This window comes from Chelatococcus sp. GCM10030263, assembly GCF_042666455.1.
Classification (GTDB): Bacteria; Pseudomonadota; Alphaproteobacteria; order Rhizobiales; family Beijerinckiaceae; genus Chelatococcus.
Genome location: NZ_JBHTDB010000016.1, coordinates 518,384 through 536,272 on the forward strand (window position 1 = coordinate 518,384; position 17,889 = coordinate 536,272).

At 64.4% G+C, this 17,889-nt stretch carries 14 protein-coding genes; 4 read left to right on the forward strand and 10 right to left on the reverse strand.

The genetic code is table 11. The features are described from left to right. Nucleotides 1–146: 146 nt before the first annotated feature. The 3 genes from ACFQU1_RS24755 to glmU all read right to left on the reverse strand — a co-directional run bounded on the left by ACFQU1_RS24755 (nt 147) and on the right by glmU (nt 4,356). Nucleotides 147–935, reverse strand: a complete 789-nt coding sequence (locus ACFQU1_RS24755; protein WP_378137813.1) for a DUF502 domain-containing protein — start codon at nt 933–935, stop codon at nt 147–149. Nucleotides 936–1,041: 106 nt separating this feature from the next. Continuing rightward, nucleotides 1,042–2,868 (reverse strand): glutamine--fructose-6-phosphate transaminase (isomerizing), encoded by a 1,827-nt coding sequence (glmS, locus tag ACFQU1_RS24760; RefSeq protein WP_378137815.1) that lies wholly within the window; start codon nt 2,866–2,868, stop codon nt 1,042–1,044. A 108-nt stretch (nt 2,869–2,976) separates the two neighbouring features. Continuing rightward, the gene (gene glmU / locus ACFQU1_RS24765; protein ID WP_378137817.1) at nt 2,977–4,356 is read right to left on the reverse strand and encodes a bifunctional UDP-N-acetylglucosamine diphosphorylase/glucosamine-1-phosphate N-acetyltransferase GlmU; all 1,380 of its coding nucleotides are present in this window, start codon (nt 4,354–4,356) and stop codon (nt 2,977–2,979) included. A 225-nt stretch (nt 4,357–4,581) separates the two neighbouring features. Between glmU and ACFQU1_RS24770 the strand changes: the two genes are divergently transcribed. After that, nucleotides 4,582–6,177, forward strand: a complete 1,596-nt coding sequence (locus ACFQU1_RS24770; RefSeq protein ID WP_378137819.1) for a glucan biosynthesis protein — start codon at nt 4,582–4,584, stop codon at nt 6,175–6,177. An 11-nt stretch (nt 6,178–6,188) separates the two neighbouring features. After that, nucleotides 6,189–8,339, forward strand: coding sequence for a glucans biosynthesis glucosyltransferase MdoH (mdoH, locus tag ACFQU1_RS24775; RefSeq protein ID WP_378137821.1), 2,151 nt, complete (start codon nt 6,189–6,191; stop codon nt 8,337–8,339). Between the two features lie 673 nt (nt 8,340–9,012). Here the strand turns inward: mdoH and ACFQU1_RS24780 are convergent. The 3 genes from ACFQU1_RS24780 to ACFQU1_RS24790 all read right to left on the reverse strand — a co-directional run bounded on the left by ACFQU1_RS24780 (nt 9,013) and on the right by ACFQU1_RS24790 (nt 13,103). Next, nucleotides 9,013–11,220, reverse strand: a complete 2,208-nt coding sequence (locus ACFQU1_RS24780; protein WP_378137823.1) for a hypothetical protein — start codon at nt 11,218–11,220, stop codon at nt 9,013–9,015. A 195-nt stretch (nt 11,221–11,415) separates the two neighbouring features. Beyond that, nucleotides 11,416–12,381: a TIGR03557 family F420-dependent LLM class oxidoreductase gene (locus ACFQU1_RS24785; protein WP_378137825.1), complete on the reverse strand. Its 966-nt coding sequence runs from the start codon at nt 12,379–12,381 to the stop codon at nt 11,416–11,418. A 332-nt stretch (nt 12,382–12,713) separates the two neighbouring features. After that, a complete protein-coding gene (locus ACFQU1_RS24790) occupies nt 12,714–13,103 on the reverse strand; it encodes a hypothetical protein (protein WP_378137827.1) in 390 nt (129 codons plus the stop codon). A gap of 366 nt (nt 13,104–13,469) precedes the next feature. Between ACFQU1_RS24790 and ACFQU1_RS24795 the strand changes: the two genes are divergently transcribed. Further along, on the forward strand, nt 13,470–14,117 hold the full coding sequence (locus ACFQU1_RS24795; protein ID WP_378137829.1) for a glutathione S-transferase family protein: 648 nt from the start codon (nt 13,470–13,472) through the stop codon (nt 14,115–14,117). Nucleotides 14,118–14,372: 255 nt separating this feature from the next. Here the strand turns inward: ACFQU1_RS24795 and ACFQU1_RS24800 are convergent, their stop codons facing one another. Next, nucleotides 14,373–15,500 carry a helix-turn-helix transcriptional regulator gene (locus ACFQU1_RS24800; RefSeq protein WP_378137830.1) on the reverse strand — a complete coding sequence of 376 codons (1,128 nt, stop codon included), beginning with the start codon at nt 15,498–15,500 and terminating at the stop codon, nt 14,373–14,375. A 210-nt stretch (nt 15,501–15,710) separates the two neighbouring features. On the opposite strand from ACFQU1_RS24800, the gene ACFQU1_RS24805 reads away from it, so the two are divergent. Next, nucleotides 15,711–16,469: a rhodanese-like domain-containing protein gene (locus ACFQU1_RS24805; protein WP_378137832.1), complete on the forward strand. Its 759-nt coding sequence runs from the start codon at nt 15,711–15,713 to the stop codon at nt 16,467–16,469. Between the two features lie 278 nt (nt 16,470–16,747). Here ACFQU1_RS24805 and ACFQU1_RS24810 read toward each other — a convergent pair whose 3' ends face one another. The 3 genes from ACFQU1_RS24810 to ACFQU1_RS24820 form a co-directional block, all read right to left on the reverse strand. After that, nucleotides 16,748–17,146 carry a DUF6481 family protein gene (locus tag ACFQU1_RS24810; protein WP_378137834.1) on the reverse strand — a complete coding sequence of 133 codons (399 nt, stop codon included), beginning with the start codon at nt 17,144–17,146 and terminating at the stop codon, nt 16,748–16,750. A 282-nt stretch (nt 17,147–17,428) separates the two neighbouring features. Continuing rightward, entirely contained in the window at nt 17,429–17,626 is a 198-nt protein-coding gene (locus tag ACFQU1_RS24815) for a hypothetical protein (RefSeq protein WP_378137836.1), read from the reverse strand. Between the two features lie 26 nt (nt 17,627–17,652). Further along, entirely contained in the window at nt 17,653–17,874 is a 222-nt protein-coding gene (locus tag ACFQU1_RS24820; RefSeq protein ID WP_378137838.1) for a hypothetical protein, read from the reverse strand. Nucleotides 17,875–17,889: the final 15 nt, after the last annotated feature.

Below are 17,889 nucleotides of genomic sequence, written 5' to 3' on the forward strand. Positions count from 1 at the left end.
CCCGGAATCCAGAATCGATGCGGATCGAAGGTGAGTCTTGGTCGGCAATCGTCGCAGGCTCCACCGTCCCGATTCGTCTTCCACCACCATCGACTCTGGATCCCGGACACCTCACTTCCTTCGGTTCCGGGATGACGGGTGAGTGATCACGCCACGTCTGATTTCTCCAGCGCCCGCACCTCTTCCGCCAGTGCAGCAAGACGGGGTTGGGCGGCGGGCGCGGGTTGGATCATGCCGGCCGACATGATGAGCTTGGCGCCGTCCTCGACACTCATCGGCACCTCGATGATCTCCCGGCGCGGCACGAAGAAGAAGAAGCCGGTCGTCGGATTGGGCGTGCAGGGCATGAAGGCGCTGACATAATCGCCCGCCTCCGGCAGATGGGCGGCGGTCTGTTCCGTCGGTGGCGCCGACAGGAAGACGATGGACCACATGCCCGGTGCCGGAAACTGCACGAGCGCCACCTTGCGGAAGGACGTTCCGGACTGGGAGAAGATCGTCTCGAAGACCTGCTTCACACCCCTGTAGAGGCCGCGCACCACCGGCATGCGGGCGAGCAGCCGCTCTCCGGCGTTGAGCAGGGTTCGCCCAACCAGCCCCGCCGTGAGAAAGCCGAGCAGCGTCAGCCCGATGAAGGCGACCACCAAGCCGAAGCCGGGAATCGGAAAGGGCAGATAGGTCTCGGGCAGATAGGCGGGCGGAATGAGCGGTTTCACCCAGCCGTCGACGAGCGTCACAAGCCACCACACGATATAGGCGGTGACGGCGAGCGGCCCCGCAATAATGAGACCGGTGAAGAACGAGGTTTTCAGGCGCCCGCGCACTGTTTGGCGCGCGCCGATAGCCGCCATGCCGCGAACGACCTCGTTCGCGCTCGGCAGAAGATCACCGGGAGACGACGGTTCGCCGCCACCCGTTTTGTCGTCGGGAGCCATGCCTGCCCCTGTGAAAAGGGATGTGAGTTCTCACAGTAGCATGAATCGGGAGCATGAATCGCGCCAAGGCCACTAGGTGTTATGGTCCGTTGTTATCGCATCCCGATCACTCGACCGTGACCGATTTGGCGAGATTGCGCGGCTGGTCGACATCCTTCCCCATGACGACGGCCGTGTGGTAGGCGAGGAGTTGCACGGGAACCGCATAGACGATCGGCGCCACGACCGGATCGAGCGCCGGCATGCCGATCGCAGCGAATGTCGCAACGCCCGCTTCGTCGACCGCCCTGCCCTCGCCGATCAGGATGATCTTGCCGCCGCGTGCGGCAACCTCCTGCACATTCGACACGGTCTTGTCGAAGACACCGTCGTGGGGCGCGAGCACGATCACCGGCATCGCCTCGTCGATCAGTGCGATCGGCCCGTGTTTCAGCTCGCCGGCGGCATAGCCTTCGGCATGGATGTAAGAAATTTCCTTGAGCTTCAGCGCGCCTTCCAGCGCCAGCGGATAGGCGGTGCCGCGGCCGAGATAGAGCACGTCGCGCGCCTTCGCGAGTTCCCGCGCCAGAAGCTCGACGTCGCGCTCGTGCTTGAGGCTGTCGGCGATGGCGCTGGGCACGGCGATGAGCGCTGCAACCAGGCGCTGCTCCTCGGCCTCGGAGATGACGCCACGCGCCCGGCCGGCGGCGATGGCGAGCGCGAGCAGCACCGAGAGCTGGCAGGTGAAAGCCTTGGTGGAGGCAACGCCGATCTCGGGCCCTGCCAGCGTCGGCAGCACGACAGCGCTTTCCCTGGCGATGGTCGAGGTCGGCACATTGACGATCGAGACGATATGCTGCGCTTGGGCTTTGGCATAGCGCAGCGAAGCGAGCGTGTCGGCCGTCTCGCCCGATTGCGAGATGAAGAGGGCGAGCTCGCCGCCGTCGAGCGGCATCTCGCGGTAGCGGAACTCGGAGGCGACATCGATGTCGACCGGCAGCCGCGCCAACCGCTCGAACCAGTATTTGGCGACGAGGCCCGCATAATAGGCGGTGCCGCAGGACGAGATGACGAGCCGCTTCAGCCGCGCGAAGTCGAAGGGCAGCGCGGCCGGGAGATTGACCCGGCCGGTGGCGAGATCGACATAATGGGCGATGGTGCGGCCGACGACCTCCGGCTGCTCATGTATTTCCTTCGCCATGAAATGGCGGTGGTTGCCCTTGTCGGCGATGAAAGCGCTGGGCGCAATATGCTGGCGCGCGCGCTCCACGAGCGCGCCTGATTGATCGCGAATTTCCGCCCCGGCGCGTGACAGCACGGCCCAGTCGCCATCATCGAGATAGGCGACGTCCTCGGTGAAGGGGGCGAGCGCCAGAGCGTCCGAGCCCAGATACATCTCCCCCCGGCCGTAGCCGATGGCGAGCGGGGCACCATGGCGTGCGCCGATCATCAGGTCGTCTTCGCCCGAAAAAAGAAAGGCGAGCGCAAAGGCGCCCTTGAGGCGCGGCAGCACCGCCGCGATGGCCTCGCGCGGCGAGAGGCCCGCGCCCAGCCGCTGCGAGACGAGATGCGCGACGACCTCGGTATCTGTCTCGGTGTCGAAGACCACGCCATCATCCGTCAGCTCCGCCTTCAGTTCGCGGAAATTCTCGATGATGCCGTTATGGACGACGGCGACACTTGCGGTGGCATGGGGATGGGCGTTGGTTTCGTTCGGCCGGCCATGCGTTGCCCAGCGGGTATGGCCGATGCCGCTCGCGCCCTGCAGGGGGGCGAGCGTCAGCCTCTCCTCGAGATTGCGCAGCTTGCCCTCCGCCCGCCGGCGGTCGAGCTGACCGGCATGGATGGTCGCGACGCCGGCCGAATCGTAGCCACGGTATTCGAGCCGCTTCAGCGCGTCGACGACCTGCGTCGCGACCGGCCCCTGCCCGAGAATTCCCACGATGCCGCACATGTATCCCGGTCCCCGTTCAACGTCCTACGTTACCGAAGCAGCTAGCAGAGGCGTAGCCGGAGCGACAAATCAAGTTGGATATCTGTTTGTATCGTGGTTTCGAAAGACTCAATCGTGCTTCTTCGGGCCGAACTTCTCGCGAAAGAGCGCCGCCCATCCCTCTTTCACCACCTGTCGCCCCCGGCCTATCGCAAGGGCGTCCGCCGGCACGTCGCTGGTGATCACCGAGCCGGAGCCGATATAGGCGCCGTCGGCGATCGTCACCGGCGCGACCAGTGAGGAATTGGACCCGATGAAGGCGTTGGCGCCGATCGTTGTCCGATATTTGCGGAAGCCGTCGTAATTGCAGGTGATGGTGCCGGCGCCGATATTCGTCCCCGCCCCCACGCTGGCATCGCCGATATAGGTGAGATGGTTGATCTTGGCGCCGGCCCCGATTGCGGCCGCCTTGATCTCCACGAAATTTCCGACACGCGCCGAGGCGCCGAGGTCGGCGCCGGGCCTCAGCCGGGCAAAGGGCCCGACGGTCGCGCCTTCGCCCACCCGCGCGCCTTCCAGATGCGAAAAGGCATGGATTACCGCGCGGTCTCCGACGCTGACGCCGGGGCCGAAGACGACATTCGGCTCCACCACGACATCCGTGCCGAAAGCCGTGTCGGCGCTCAGGAAAACGGTGTCCGGCGCGACGAGCGTCACGCCCGCCGCCAGGACCGCCGCCCGGAGACGGCGCTGCAGGACGGCCTCCGCGGCCGCAAGCTGGGCGCGATCGTTGACGCCCTGGATCTCTTCCTCGCTCACGGTCAGGACCGCGGTCTCTAGCCCGCGCCGGTGGGCTATCTCCGCGACGTCCGTCAGGTAATATTCGCCCTTCGCATTGGCATTGGAGACCTGTTCGAGCAGGGCGAGCGCCGTCGTGCCGGCGAGCGCCATCACGCCGCCGTTGCAGAGCGTGATCGCGCGCTCGACCTCGCTCGCGTCCTTCTCCTCGCGGATGGCGACGAGCGTCTCGCCGTCGCGCACCAAGCGGCCGTAGCCTTTGGGATCGCGCGCCTCGAAGCCGAGCACGACGACGGCGGCTCCTCCGGCGAGCGCTTCGCGCAGCCGCAGGAAAGTCTCCGGCCGCACCAGCGGCGTATCGCCGAAAGCGACGATAACGTCGTCGGCGCCGCGCATGAGCGCCTCGCGGGCGGCGAGCACGGCATGCGCGGTGCCGAGACGTTCTCTCTGCACATAGATTTGGGCGGCAGGCGCCACCTTTCGGGCGGCGGCGCCCACGTCGTCCCGGTCCGGGCCGACCACCACGGCAATCTCGCCGGCGCCCGCTTCGGTCGTCGTGGTCAGCACATGTGCGAGCAGCGCGCGGCCGGCCACCTCATGCAGCACCTTGGGGCGCTGAGAGCGCATACGCGTGCCTTCGCCGGCCGCCAGCACGACGGCCAGGCAACGACGCGCCACCAGGGCGCCGGGGTGCGAAACTTGGGTCACCATCACCGCCTATCCTCAGGTCCGCGCTGCTCGTCCTCCGGCAGCCGGTTTGCCGGGAACGCATGCCGCAGCCAATCGATTTCGTCAAAGCTTTGCCGATATTTGATGATCAAGATCATACGCGTCATGCATGAATCGATCTCGCGGCCCGGCCGCTCGCCATGTTAAATGTCGGCCTTGCGGGCCGAAAGCTAGCTTAGCCCTACCCACAAGGAATAACGGACTCACGTGTCAGACGCCGCCTCGCGCCCGCCCTCCCACACCCAGTCCGTGCTCGCACGGCGCGATCTGCTCGGCATGGGCGCAATGGCGATCGCCGCCGGCGTGTTCCGTCCCCTCCCCGCTCTCGCCCAGGAGCCGAATGTCGTCGATGCAGCGCTGCAGACGCTCGGCGACGGGAAGTCCTTCAATCCGGCGCGCGTCGCAGAAATCGCCAAGTTCCTGGCGACCAAGCCCTTCGTTCCGCTGCCCAATGATTTGCCGGATAATTTCGGCAAGTTGCCTCTCGATCAGTACAACAGCATCCGTGCCAAGCCGGAGGCCGTTCTCTGGCTGAAGGAGGGCCGCGGGTTCGGCATCGAACCGCTGCATCGCGGCTTCGTCTTCTCCACCCGCGTCAGCCTTTTCGTCGTGGAGGACGGCGTCGTCCGGCATATCGCCTACAGCCCGTCGATGTTCGACTTCGGCAAAGTGGCACCACCGGCGGGCGATGACGATCTCGGCTTTTCCGGCTTCCGGGTGCTCGCGGAGGGCCCTGACGCGACCAACTGGGAAGCGGCGATCTTCCAGGGAGCGACCTTCTTCCGTGCCATGGCACGCGGCCAGAATTTCGGCGTGCATGCACGCACGCTCATCCTGAAGCCCGCCGATCAGCGCGGCGAGGAGGTGCCTTTCATCCGCGCCTTCTGGATCGACCGCCCGACCGCCGGGAGCGGCGCCTTGGTGGTCAATGCGCTGTTCGACACGGAAAGCGTCGCGGGCGCTGCGCGCTACACGCTGCGCCCTGGCGACGTCACCATCACGGACCTCGAAGTAAGCCTTTATCCGCGCGCTGCCCTCGACCATGTCGGCTATGGCGCGATGACCGGCGCCTATTTGTTCGGACCCAATGACCAGAGCGCGGCGCCCGATGTACGCGCGGCGGTCTACGAGGTCGAGGGCCTGCAGATGCACAACGGCCACGGCGAATGGATCTGGAGGCCGGTGAGCAATCCGACCAACCTCGAGATCTCGGCCTTCGTCGACGTCAATCCTGCCGGCTTCGGTCTTCTCCAGCGCGAGCGCGACTTCAACGCCTTCCAGGACGATCAGCAGCATTTCGAGCGGCGCCCCAGCCTCTGGGCCGAGCCTCTGGGCGAATGGGGCGAAGGCTCCGTGCAGCTGATCGAGGTGCCGACAGAATCGGAGATGAACGACAACATCATCACCTATTGGCGGCCCAAACAGGCCCTCCAGGCGGGCAGCGAAGTGAGCTTCGCCTGCCGCCTCTACTGGTGCTGGTCACCGCCGGAGCGGCCGAGCTTCGCCATCGTCGAGGCGACCCGCGTCGGGAATGGTCCAGGTGGACGCCAGCAACGTTTCGCGGTCGATTTCACGGCCGAAAGTTTCGCAGATCCGAATGTGTTGAACAATGCGACGGCGCAGGCGACCGCCTCCCCCGGCAAGATCGCCGGGATCAAACTCTGGCCTTATCCGGAACGCAAAACGCTGAGAGTGATCTTCGATCTCGATCCCGGCAGCGAGCCAGCGGTCGAATTGCGTCTCGTGCTGGAGGCGGCAGGGAAACCATTGGGCGAGACATGGCTTTATCGGTGGACAGGTTGACGGAGCACCCGATGACGGACTGCCCCCTGCCACGCGATCCGCTGCCGCCCGAAAGGCGGCTCGCCATGCCGACCCAGTCGCTGCGCGTCTGGACGGCGCCTGAACGGCGTCAACTGGTTCGGCCGCAGCGCATGTCCGGCTGCTGGCTCGCGCGCCTCGGCGTCTTCGGCGGCGCAGCGGCACTCACCGCCTATGGCGCTTGGGAAATGTACCAGGTCGTCTCGGTCAGCCGCACGACCGTTCTGCAGTGGGTGCTGCTCACCCTGTTCACCATCAATTTCTCGTGGATCGCGCTGGCCTTCACGAGCGCCGTCGTCGGCTTCGCGGCCTTTCTGGTCGCCCGGCGCGGCTCGGATGTGCTGCCGCAGCAGCTGCGCACGCGCACTGCGGTCGTCATGCCGATCTATAACGAGTCGGCGGCGCGGGTGTTCAGCGCGCTCGCCGCCATCCGCGAATCCGTCGAGGAAACCGGTCTCGGTGACCAGTTCGACTACTTCATCCTGTCGGATACCACGCATCCCGACGTCTGGCTGGCGGAGGAGCGCGCCTTCCTGGAACTGCGCCGGCGCTGCGGCGAGAACTGCCGCATCTATTACCGGCACCGGCCGAAGAACACCCATCGCAAGGCCGGCAATATCGCCGATTTCGTCGCGCGCTGGGGCGGCGCTTACGACCACATGCTGGTGCTCGACGCCGACAGCCTGATGACCGGCGCCTGCATCGTGCGGCTCGCCTATGCGATGGAGCATGACCCGGACGCCGGCATCATCCAGAGCCTGCCGCTCATCATCAACCGCAACACGCTCTTTGCGCGGGTGCAGCAGTTCGCGGCGCGTGTCTATGGGCCGCTCATCGCCAAGGGGCTCGCGGTTTGGATGGGCCGCGACGGCAATTACTGGGGGCATAACGCCATCATCCGCACGGCCGCTTTCGCGGCCCATTGCGGCCTGCCGGATCTGCCGGGCAAGCCGCCCTTCGGCGGCCATATCCTGAGCCATGACTTCGTTGAGGCGGCGCTCATGCGCCGGGCTGGCTGGACCGTCTATATGATCCCGGAGATGGTGGGGAGCTACGAGGAAAGCCCGCCGTCGCTGATCGATGTGGCGGCGCGCGACCGCCGCTGGTGCCAAGGCAATCTCCAGCACTCGCGCGTCATCGGTGCCAAGGGGCTGAAGCTCGCAACGCGGCAGCATTTCGCGACGGGCATTTTCTCCTATCTCGCCTCGCCGCTGTGGCTGCTTCAGCTCATCGTCGGTATCGTGCTGGTCTGGCAGACGCATTACGTGCGGCCGGAATATTTCAGCAAGGAGTTCTCGCTCTTTCCCATCTGGCCGCGGTTCGACCCAGAGCGCGCCTTGTTCCTCTTCGCGCTCACCATGGGCATTCTCGTCGCGCCGAAGATCTTGGGGCTGGTGCTGATGCTCCTGTCCGGGCGCGAGCGTAAAGCGAGCGGGGGAGGCATTCGCCTCGGCGTATCGGCGCTGCTCGAGATCATATTGTCGGCGCTGCTCGCGCCGATCATGATGCTGGTGCAATCCGGCGCCGTATTCCAGATCATCGCCGGGCGCGATACCGGCTGGCAGCCGCAGCGGCGCGACGACGGCTCCATCCCCTTCCGCGATATCGTGCGCCGGCACAGCGCCCACACCTTTCTCGGAGTTCTCACGGGCATCTCGGCCTTCATGATCGCCCCGTCCCTGTTCGGCTGGATGTCGCCAACGATCGTCGGTCTGGTGCTCGCCATCCCAATCTCCTGGGCGACGGGGACCTTGGCGGTCGGGCTTGCCCTGAAGCGGATGGGCCTTCTCCTGACGCCGGAGGAGACAAAGCGACCGCCGATCGCCGTCCGCGCCGCCGAGCTTCATGCCGATTTCATGCGCAACGGTTTCGATGATGCCGATTCAATCGACGTGCTCCATGCCGATCCGGAAGTCAGGACATGGCATGAAGCGCTTCTCCCGACGGCACCGAAACGGCATCGCGGCGAGATCGATGCCGATCACGCGCTCGCCTTCGCCAAGCTCATCGACGCCGAGACGATCGAGGATGCACGCGCCTGGCTCAAGCCCAAGGAACGCATGGCCGTGCTGCACGACCGCGGGATGATCGCGATGCTCGTCAAGCTGCCGCCGGCCGAGACCCGGTCGGCGGAGGCGGCTTGAGAGCCGAGGCAACCGCTTTCCCAAGTGCCGTAGCCTTGCGGTCGGAAACAGGCCCGCTCGGGTGATCCATTTGGCCGCAGGCTATCCGCACGTCCTTGGCGAACAATTGCCGCTGGCGCGTCACAGCAGCCAGTACTCTGCTTTTCGAACAAGTAATTCCAGCAATATTTGTTAGAATTGATTTGAAAGTTCTCCTAATAAGAAGAGTTGCAGAAGTGACTTTTGCTCTGTAGAGGTGACGCATCATCTTCTTTGAGAGACATTCATGCACCAGCTGTCGATCAACCAAACAGCGAATGTTTCGGGTGCCATGCCTGATGCCATATGGTGGCAGGAGCCTGGGGAGCCGGACTTGGCCTTACGATAAGAACGGCAGCGGCCGTTTTAGGTGGTCCTATTGCCGCTGCCATCGTCATCAGCGGCGTCGGCCTCGGCGCCTATGCCGTGAGTAAGACCATATTTTGCGACGGTGTCGAGACGACAAACGCGGTGCCAGAAACGGCCCTGGCCGCTCGACAAAGCCACTGATTGCGCCGTTCGATGCGTTCCCTTGCCTGAGTGGACTGAGCAGACGGAAGCGGCGTAGCGACGGCGGCTATCAAATCCAGCGAAGGGCTGCGCGTCGGCTGTATGCAGCCGTTTGTCCAGCTGGCGACGATCTGTGAGGCACCGACTACTCTTGAATAGAGGGCGATCGGTTCTCGATCGGAGCCGGCAAGTCGGCGTGTTCGGCGCGCGGATCATTGTCGGCCAGTGGACGCAACCGAATCCGCATCTTGGGCCGCGGGGCAGCGCCTGCGGGAGGCTTTGTCCCGAGGCGGCGCGGCCTGTCGAATGTCGCCTCCGGGGAGGCCCGCGTTCTGTCCGCCATATCGAGGGCGAGAGCCTCGAAAGCGTCCGTCACGCCGCGAAAATAATCCCGTGCGCCGGCCGGCGCCGGATAGCCGAGGCGTGTAGGAGTTGATCCGGCGATCATCTCCTCGAGGGACGGCTCGCAGCGGATTGCACCTGCCCTGTCGGATTCCCGCCGCGCTGCCGCGTAGCGGCGCGCGAGATCCTCGAAGGCGGCCATGAAGTTGCGATACCGCACCCAGCGGTGGTTCGCGAAGACCCGCGCATTGGGCTCGCCCGTCTCGGGGTCGATGGCCGCGAGCGGATCGAAGCGGGCCGATATCAGGAGCCCGGCCGCCCGGCCTCTGAGGTCGAGGTCGGCGACCACATTGCCCTTCATGTCGAGATTGAGGCCGCCCTCGTCATCGCGAAGCGCGACGTGAACGACCCGGTCGCGGACACCGGGCGCGATCAGCATCTGATTATCGCTCCAAAAGCGCGCCGTGTTGAGGAGCGTGTTCAAGAACGAGAGGAGACCGGTGCCCGCCCCCGAATCGAAGGCGGTGAACGGAACTGGCGTGAAGCGGTTTCCCTTCGCCATCGAGACGAAACCCCAGACCTTGTTTCCCGGTCGGGGGTCGGCTGCCGGCGTTTCAGCCGGACGTTGGCGAGCGGTGCGCTCCGGCGCCTGCGGACGCGTGATCGGCTTTTCTTCGGCGTCGGTGATCCCGCTTTCAGGTGCGCGTTCATCCGCCACCTCGGATTCCTCCGCCAGTTCGGCCGTCGGCACCTCGGCATCGAAGTCCACGAGGTTGAGGCAGAAGGTCGGTCGGGAGGGAATGGGGCTGTCGAACAAATGGATCGGGAAATTGGACGTGAGCCCACCGTCCGAAAACCATAGGGGCCGGAGCGGGATTGCACCGGTCTCATCGGCCTTCTTGTGGAAATCTGGTGTGAGGAGCGGCACTGCGGACAGCAGGATCGGGAAGCTCAGGGAGAGCCGCGCGCCAAAGACGACAGGAAGATCCTGCGGCATCGGCAGCCGGATGACGCCGTGCCGCCGCTCGATACGCGCATCATATTCGCCGGCGCGACGCTCCATCCATTCCACGACCTCCTCGGGGAAATAGCGGCGAAGGACGGCCAAGTCGGCATAGAGGGGGGACGGTGTCTGGATGAAGGGAATCTGGACGGTTCGGTTCCGGCTGATGTCGCTCGCGATCATCGACAGGTCGATCGCGCGGTGCGCTGCCGGATCTGTGGCGCCCACGTCCTCTCCCGCCGCAAGGGGCGCCCAGAGATCACCGAAGGTGAGTGGCGGCTCGCCCGGCGCGCGCCCGGCGGCTCGCTGGATGATCCCATGCATCCAAGGCGTGAGCCCCTCCCAGGCGGTCTCCCCCTCCCTTCCCGGGAATTCCGGCGATGCCATGCCGGTGCAGATGCCATAGCCGTTCGTGCGCCAAGCCGGCAGCCATTGCCGCCGCAATACCCGGACGAGCGACAGCACGAACACGGCCGCGACGAGCGCGCCCGCGGCGATCAGACCGATTGCGGCGAGAGCGAAACGAAACTCCAGCGCGGGAGCCACGATAAGGGCGAGCCCCGCGAGCAGAGCAGCCAAGAGGGGAAGAGCGATCCGCCACTCCCGAAGGAGCGGCAGGAGATCGGCGAGCTTTTGGACGATGCCTCCCTTGCCCATGAACGGCGTCAGGAGCGACATGAAGGGCCGGGTCGCCGCCTCCGGCGTGAACAAGTGAAACAGGCGCGAGTGTCCGCTCCGCGCCTGTTCGGCCAGCGTCATCGGGATGGCGGCGAGTTCCTCGAAAGCGCCCGGGTTGCGGCCAGTTCGCCGTCCGTATTCCGCCGCCGCCGTGGCAGCCGCCGCGATGGCACCGACCGACGTTCCCCCGATCGCGTGGAAGGAGAAGCGCCGGGCGATCATGGCCACGGCTCCGGGATAGATGATACCGCTCGTGACCCCGCCCGCCATGACGATGTCGCACGGAAGAAGCGCCTCATCAGCCGACGCAGGCTGCCGATCGTCGGCCATGGGCCCTCCATGCCGTCTGTTATCTCGCAAGATGTTAACCGAGCGGGAAAGGGCCGACCAGCCAGCACGCGGGTTCGCTCATGCGGGTCGAGATAGTGTGGGCCAGCTATTTTGTGGGTTTGGGGCCGCGGGACGGCTCCAAATGGTTCGACCTGTGCTCGTTAAGCCGATCGAAGGTGACCTTCAAGGCTTGGCTCAGGCCAGCCTGCTCAATGGGTCCCGGAGCTCGTTCTGGAAGAAGTCGATGAACCGCTCCTGGTGAGGGCCGGGACAGGTCAGAACAACGTGATCGTAGCCGGCGTCGATATACTTCCGGATCAATGCCACATGCGCTTCGACATCCGGACCGGTGGCGATGGTGTCCTTGAGATCGTCCGGTCTGACGAAAGCGGTGGCGGCTTCAAAGCCTTTGACCGTCGGCAGCTCGCTGTTGACCGCCCAGCCGAGCACCGAAAACCGGAAACGCTCGTGAGCCGTGTTCAGCGCTTCTTCCTCTGTCGGCGCATAGGCCAGGACCGCCTCGGCGTAGCATGGCCCGTCGGAGCGCCCCTTGGACCGAAAGCCGGTCACGAGATCCGGGTTAGGCTCGGTCGTCATGATCCCGTCGGCCTTCTCGGCGGCGAGTGCGACGGAGGCCGTCCCGCTGACGCCGACCACGAGCTCGATCGGGTTGTCGGGCAGATCGTAGAGCTCCGCATGATCGAGCACGAAATAGCGCCCCTTCCAGCTGTGGACGCCGCCCTTCCACAACATGCGGCAGATGTCGATCGCCTCGCCCAGCATCTCGTGGCGTTCGGGAATGGACGGCCAGCGGACACCCGTTACATGCTCGTTCAGGCGCTCGCCTGCTCCGACGGCAAGCGTAAAACGGTTCTCGCTCAACAGGGCGACCGTCGCCGCCGCCTGGGCGATGATGGCGGGATGATAGCGCAGGATCGGGCATGTCAGGCCGGTGGCAATGCCGATGCGCGATGTGGCCTGGGCGATAGCGCCGAGCACGCTCCACGCAAAGGGCGCGTGGCCCTGCGCCTTCAGCCAGGGATGGAAATGGTCGGAGATCGAGAGAAAGTCGAAGCCCGCAGCTTCGGCGCGGCAGGCGTTGCTGACGAGGGCCGCGGGACCGTGCTCCTCGGTCATCAGCTTGTATCCGAACTTGACCATGGCGTCCTCCATCCTCGTCCCTTAACGCGGCGGAAGGCAGAACGATCCTCGTAAGACTCGGGATCGGGCTCCGGTCAGGTGCCGCTCTCGCGCCTTAGACAATCCCGAAGGCCCGCCCTCAGGTGCACGCGAGCGATCGAAAGAAGCTGTCGTGTGAGTAGGCGCGATCGCCAGTCGGACTGCGAAAGGCCGGCGGGCCCGGCAACGCGCGACCGGTCTGGCTGACCCGGCCGCACATGCGGGCAATCCAACGCACCTGTCGTCGCGCGTGAATCCACGAGCCGCGGCATACCAATTCGCCAGCGGTGAAGTTCCGCATGTCCTGAGCGAGTTCAGGGCTGCTTCTGGAGCCTCGCGCAAACAGCGAGGCCGTCATTGTCGCCGGCCTCGAGATAGCAGGCGTCCAGCGTCGTGCCGTTGAGTTCCGCGATGTGGATCCCATCATCAGCCGCCAAATATATCGATTTGCCGTCAGGGGCGAAGGTCCCGACGATGTTGTCAGTCTGGTCACCGCCCTTGGGCGAGGCATAGGTGATCCTCGCCTTGAATGACCGCCCGCGTTGCTCGGCCACCACCAGCGTGACGGGGCCTGTGATCCAGCCGTCTTTCGCGCTCAGCCCGTCGCTCGCCCCCTTCCAAGTGCCGATGATCGAGGGAACCTCTTGGGCAACGGCGGGCGTGCCGAGTAGCGTCAGGCCGAGCAGTGCGATGACGGATTTCATGTGAGGTTCCTTCCTACTGACGTTGAACGCGCCCAGTGCAGAGCACCGACAGCCGGCGCCCCTACGCCAACTCTCCTATTCGCTTTCTTCATTCAAACCTAGCTCATGCCAGCTATAGACCGCGCCTAAACCGCACCCCGAGCGGTCCTTACTAGCCGCCGCCATAGAGCGCGGCATAATAGGTGTCGAGATCGGCGGAAGAGCCCGAGCTGCCGTCGACGTTTAGAAATGATTTTGCATGATATCAACGATGTATATAGACGCTGCTTGACCGGCATATTCCCAAGAATATGTCGGGTTCCGGCAATCTCATTCGTCATCACCTGTGATCCCAATGCCGATGGATCAAGCAAGGAGATTGACGCAATGAGCAGCACCATTACCGCCTTTGAACGGTCGCCTGATGGCGGCAAGGGACTGGCGCGCGATACGCGTGCGCGCTGGGCGCTCGAAGAAACCGGCCAACCTTACAAAGTTCGCCTGGTTTCTTTCGCCGAGATGAAGAAGCCCGCGCATCTCGCTCTCCATCCTTTCGGACAGATTCCCACCTATGAGGAGGGCGATCTTACCCTGTTCGAGACAGGCGCGATCGTCTTCCACATCGCGGAGCAGCATGCGGGCTTGCTGCCCGAAGATGCGAACGCCCGGGCGCGCGCTATCACGTGGATGTTTGCCGCCCTCAACACGGTAGAGCCGCCAATCCTCGACCTGGTCACCGCCAGAATAGTCGAGGGCAACAGATCCTGGAGCCAGGAGCGCCTGCCGTTGGTCGCTGAGCGCATCCGCGCGCAGCTGAAACAGCTGTCCACTCGGCTGGGCGATGCCGATTGGCTGGACGGCGCGTTCAGCGCAGGTGACCTGTTGATGGTGTCGGTGCTGCTCCGATTGAGAATGTCGGGCATCCTGGACGAATATCCGAACCTGGCCGCTTATGTCGCTCGCGGCGAAGCCCGACCGGCCTATCGTCGAGCTTTCGCCGCGCAACTGGCGATCAACGCCCCGACGACTGGCTGAAATGTATCCCTACGAAGTTCATCCTACGGCTCTACGGTTTGTCAGAGGTCAGCGTCCACGCCACACGTATGACCGACTTTGGCGCGTTTGCCGATTGCGGCGTTCATGGCGCCGTATTTTGATTAGACTCAACATGAGCCGTCATGATCTGGCCGACTTGGATTATGACGTGACCGATTTGGGAAATGGCGCGGCCGCTGCTGCCCGGCCGCGAGGCGTACTGTGCCGAGTGGTATCGTTTGGGTGCGCCAAGGCCTAGCCCCGCATCAAAAGCCGAACAAGTTCAGCCTGCCTCCGTAGGCCGGTTTTCCCGAATATTTGGCTGAGATGCGCTCTGACGGTGTTGGCGGTGATACCGAGCCGAGCTCCGACTGCCTCTCGGCCGTCACCTTTGGCAATCTCAAGCGCTACGTCGGCTTCCGCCGGAGTGAGACCGTACCGATGGCGCAAATCCTCCTTTCGCATGAGCTCTTGCTTTTGGGGATTGGCGATCATCAGAATTGCCGCCGGCCGGGCGGCGCCGAGCCAGGCAGTAGCAATCTGTGCCTCCTCCGCTCGAAATGGCGCGACCACGACGCGTAAGACGCCGCGCCCATCCCGGCGTGGAACCTCCATCCTCCCGCCGGGACCGCGGTCGGACAGCGTCATGCACGCGCAGCTCGCGATCAGACGGCGTAGCAGCCGGGTTGCATTTTGGCTGCAGCAAGCGCGGATGCCGTCCCGATCGGCCGTTAGGCCGTCATTGCCGTCGATGATTGCCGTGGCGGTCCGGTTCGCGAATAGAATTCGAGCCACGGGGTCGACAAGAATGACGCCAGTCTCCAGCAGATCGAGGGCATCCTCCGCTCCCGCCGTATGCAGATCGGCGACGGCCAACCGCTGGGCTACGTGCAGCGCATTCACAAGATGCGGCACCAGGATCCGCATTGCCGCGACGTCCTCGGCATTGTAATCCTCACGGCCTAAACGGCGGCCGGTCGAGAGGTGAATCAACCGCTGCGGCGTGCTGAGCGGCGATAGCACCAGACCGTGAAAGGCCCCCAAGGGCCTTACTCCCTCGTTGTAGAAGCGTGTCCGGGCGTATTCGCGGTCGGGCGAGAGTGCTGACGTGGGCGTCGGGCTTTCGGCCGGTAGCGCTCGGATGATCTCCCAGAGCTTGGACCCGCTGGCCGCCACGCCGGCGAAGGCGGTTGTCTGCTCCGAAGTCATCTCGAAGCTCACGGCATGCGCGATTTTCCGGCCAGCATTCTGAACAAGCAGAATGCCGTGCTCGCTACACAAGGCGCGGGCGATCGACGGCAACGCGCGCGTCCAGCCGTCCGTTGTAAGCGGCGCCTCATGGATGTGCTGCACTGCCGCCAGAATCGCGTCTGCACGTGCCATCGGGCACCCGCCTGAGCTGACTGAACTCTTCAACGCCTCCAACGCCAAGAATATAGAACGAACGTCCGATGCGCCAGCGCTCCGCAGGTGAGATCAATTCGACCTGCTACGACACTTCGCCAGGCGGCTGTAATCCTGCTGCGGTGTCAGAGCGATCAAGCCGCGCGAACAGCGCGGCGAGCTCGAGGGAAGCGCATCGACGAGGTAGCCATGGGAGAGCACAGCTTTAAAACCCTCTCGCGGATTGCCGTCATGGCCATGACGTTGTTCGCAGGTGATGCATACGCACAAGAGATCAATATCTATCAGGCCATCATCGGCGAACCTGACCAGAAGACGCAGGAAGTCAGCACCGAGCAGATGCGGCGGATCGTGTCAGATGGCAGCGCCATCATCCTGGATACGCGACCGCACGACGAATTCGTGAACGGACACATTCCCGGTGCCCGCAATCTAAAGGGCTCACCCGAAGAAGCGATGGCCGCGGTCGAGCAGCTAGTTGACGGCGACAAGAGCAAGGCACTGGTGCTCTATTGCAATGGACCGTTTTGCCAGGCCAGCCGGCGAATGAGCGAGCAACTGCTCGATGCTGGATTCATCAATGTCCGCAGATATCAGCTCGGTATGCCGATCTGGCGCGCGCTCGGCGGCCCGACGGAAGTTGAACTCGAAGGGGTCGTGAGAGTTTTCAAGAACGATCACACGGCAGTGTTTTTCGACGCCAGGTCAGCAGAAGAGTTCGCTGAAGAAAGTCTTCCACGAGCTCGCAACCTTCCTCTTGCCGCGGCCGCCACTGTGAGGGGCAAGCCGATGCCGCTCGACGACTTCAACACACGCATTGTCTTATTCGGTCGTGATGCCGCGCAAGCACGAGCTCTCGCCGACGCGCTGAGTAAGCGTCCTTGGCACAACGTAGCTTACTATCCGGGCTCGTTCGAGACGCTATCGACCGCAGTCAAGGGCGAATAGTTCACCGCACTGGGAAAATCGTCTGATGCGGCGAAGTGTTATCGATGAGACTCTATCGAGTCTGCAATGGCCTAGCCACGCTGGCTGATCGGTTCCACGCCCCGACGCTGAGCCGGCGCCCTAATCGGCCCCTTTGAAACATCCCCTGGCCAGCGCCAAACAGAGGCCCCGAGAGCCCCGGCCGCTTCCGCGCCGCGGCGGCAAGCCGGCGCACCCTTCAGCTCCGCGGCCGAAACGGGCTCCGAGCATGGGCAGCGGACCGGCCGCCCGATCCTATCTCAACGCGCTGCGCGCTGCTTCCGGGCGGCATAACGCAGGTCGCGTCGGGCTTTACGTTCCGCCTCGTCCGCGATGACACGTACGACCCGCTCCCGCTCGAGCTGCTGGCGCTCTCGCACTTCGGCCTGTGCGGCGGCTTCGAGGGCAGCCTGCTCTTCCAGATGTGCGCGCTCTTGCGCAGCTGCCGATTCCGCCGCGGCTTCGCGTTGAGCCTTCTCTTCCAGCTCGCGAAGATTCTTGCGCTCTGCACGTGCCGCTGCGATAGCCTGGCGCGTGGCAGCCTTGGCGAGAACCGCCGGATCATCCGGCGCCGGGCGCTTCTTGAGATTGTCGATGAGGCGGGCCTTGGCGGCGGCCGCGGTTTTCCTGCGGTCGGCGAAGCTGTCCACTGGTTTCATGATGTCCCAATTCTAATCGGAATGGTAGAGTGGTCGATCACCCGGCGAAGCGCGTCTGGGCGTCGTCGGGTCGTGACGCCGTCGCGTGGGCCTGGAAGGAGCTGACGTCCCGGAACATCCGGCCAGTTCCTTTGGGAGCTCGAGGGCTCGAAGCCGAGCCGTCCTGTCGCGCACGCCTGAACGTCTCTCTGGTACTCCAGCATGACCTTCTCCTTGGCGGCCGTTCGACGCTATGCTTCCGGAAAACTGGCTTCTGCCCGGAGCTTGGCAGTCTGCACATAATCAGTCACTGGACGCTTTCGTCGCAGGTCCGTCGGCCACCGGCCCGCTCTCGCCGAGCGTATCGGATGCCTCTGCCTCCCGGCCGGACTTGCGCTGCTCGGCGCGGTCCCGCAGAGCGTTCATTTTCTCCGCCGATTTGGCTCGGGCAGCGCGGTCGCGCTCGGCGCGTTGCTGATTGTAATTTGGGCGTCTCGTCATCTGGGCCTTTCTTGTGTGCGCGACGGCTACTTCGTAGCGCGGCGTAGCGACTTTATGGGGATCGCGGGCATGCCGGACTTTTCGGCGATGTCCTGGTCCTGCGCCTCGACCACCGCACGAGCAGGTTCATCGCCGTCGAGACCGCCGAGCACCGAGCTGGGAACGCGGCGGTTCGAACGCTGCGAACCATCCTCGTAGAAAACGTCGAACAGAACAAATTCAGCGCGGGTTCCAGGCTTGCGTGCCATGTCGCGTCCTCGAAT

Coding starts and splice junctions, on each gene's coding strand:
- ACFQU1_RS24810 (WP_378137834.1), bottom strand. CDS start 17,146: ATGAAACCAGTGGACAGCTTCGCCGACCGCAGGAAAACCGCGGCCGCC.
- ACFQU1_RS24820 (WP_378137838.1), bottom strand. CDS start 17,874: ATGGCACGCAAGCCTGGAACCCGCGCTGAATTTGTTCTGTTCGACGTT.
- glmU (WP_378137817.1), bottom strand. CDS start 4,356: ATGGTGACCCAAGTTTCGCACCCCGGCGCCCTGGTGGCGCGTCGTTGC.
- ACFQU1_RS24790 (WP_378137827.1), bottom strand. CDS start 13,103: ATGAAATCCGTCATCGCACTGCTCGGCCTGACGCTACTCGGCACGCCC.
- ACFQU1_RS24755 (WP_378137813.1), bottom strand. CDS start 935: ATGGCTCCCGACGACAAAACGGGTGGCGGCGAACCGTCGTCTCCCGGT.
- ACFQU1_RS24805 (WP_378137832.1), top strand. CDS start 15,711: ATGGGAGAGCACAGCTTTAAAACCCTCTCGCGGATTGCCGTCATGGCC.
- ACFQU1_RS24800 (WP_378137830.1), bottom strand. CDS start 15,500: ATGGCACGTGCAGACGCGATTCTGGCGGCAGTGCAGCACATCCATGAG.
- glmS (WP_378137815.1), bottom strand. CDS start 2,868: ATGTGCGGCATCGTGGGAATTCTCGGGCAGGGGCCGGTCGCGACGCAG.
- ACFQU1_RS24780 (WP_378137823.1), bottom strand. CDS start 11,220: ATGGCCGACGATCGGCAGCCTGCGTCGGCTGATGAGGCGCTTCTTCCG.
- mdoH (WP_378137821.1), top strand. CDS start 6,189: ATGACGGACTGCCCCCTGCCACGCGATCCGCTGCCGCCCGAAAGGCGG.
- ACFQU1_RS24815 (WP_378137836.1), bottom strand. CDS start 17,626: ATGACGAGACGCCCAAATTACAATCAGCAACGCGCCGAGCGCGACCGC.
- ACFQU1_RS24795 (WP_378137829.1), top strand. CDS start 13,470: ATGAGCAGCACCATTACCGCCTTTGAACGGTCGCCTGATGGCGGCAAG.
- ACFQU1_RS24785 (WP_378137825.1), bottom strand. CDS start 12,381: ATGGTCAAGTTCGGATACAAGCTGATGACCGAGGAGCACGGTCCCGCG.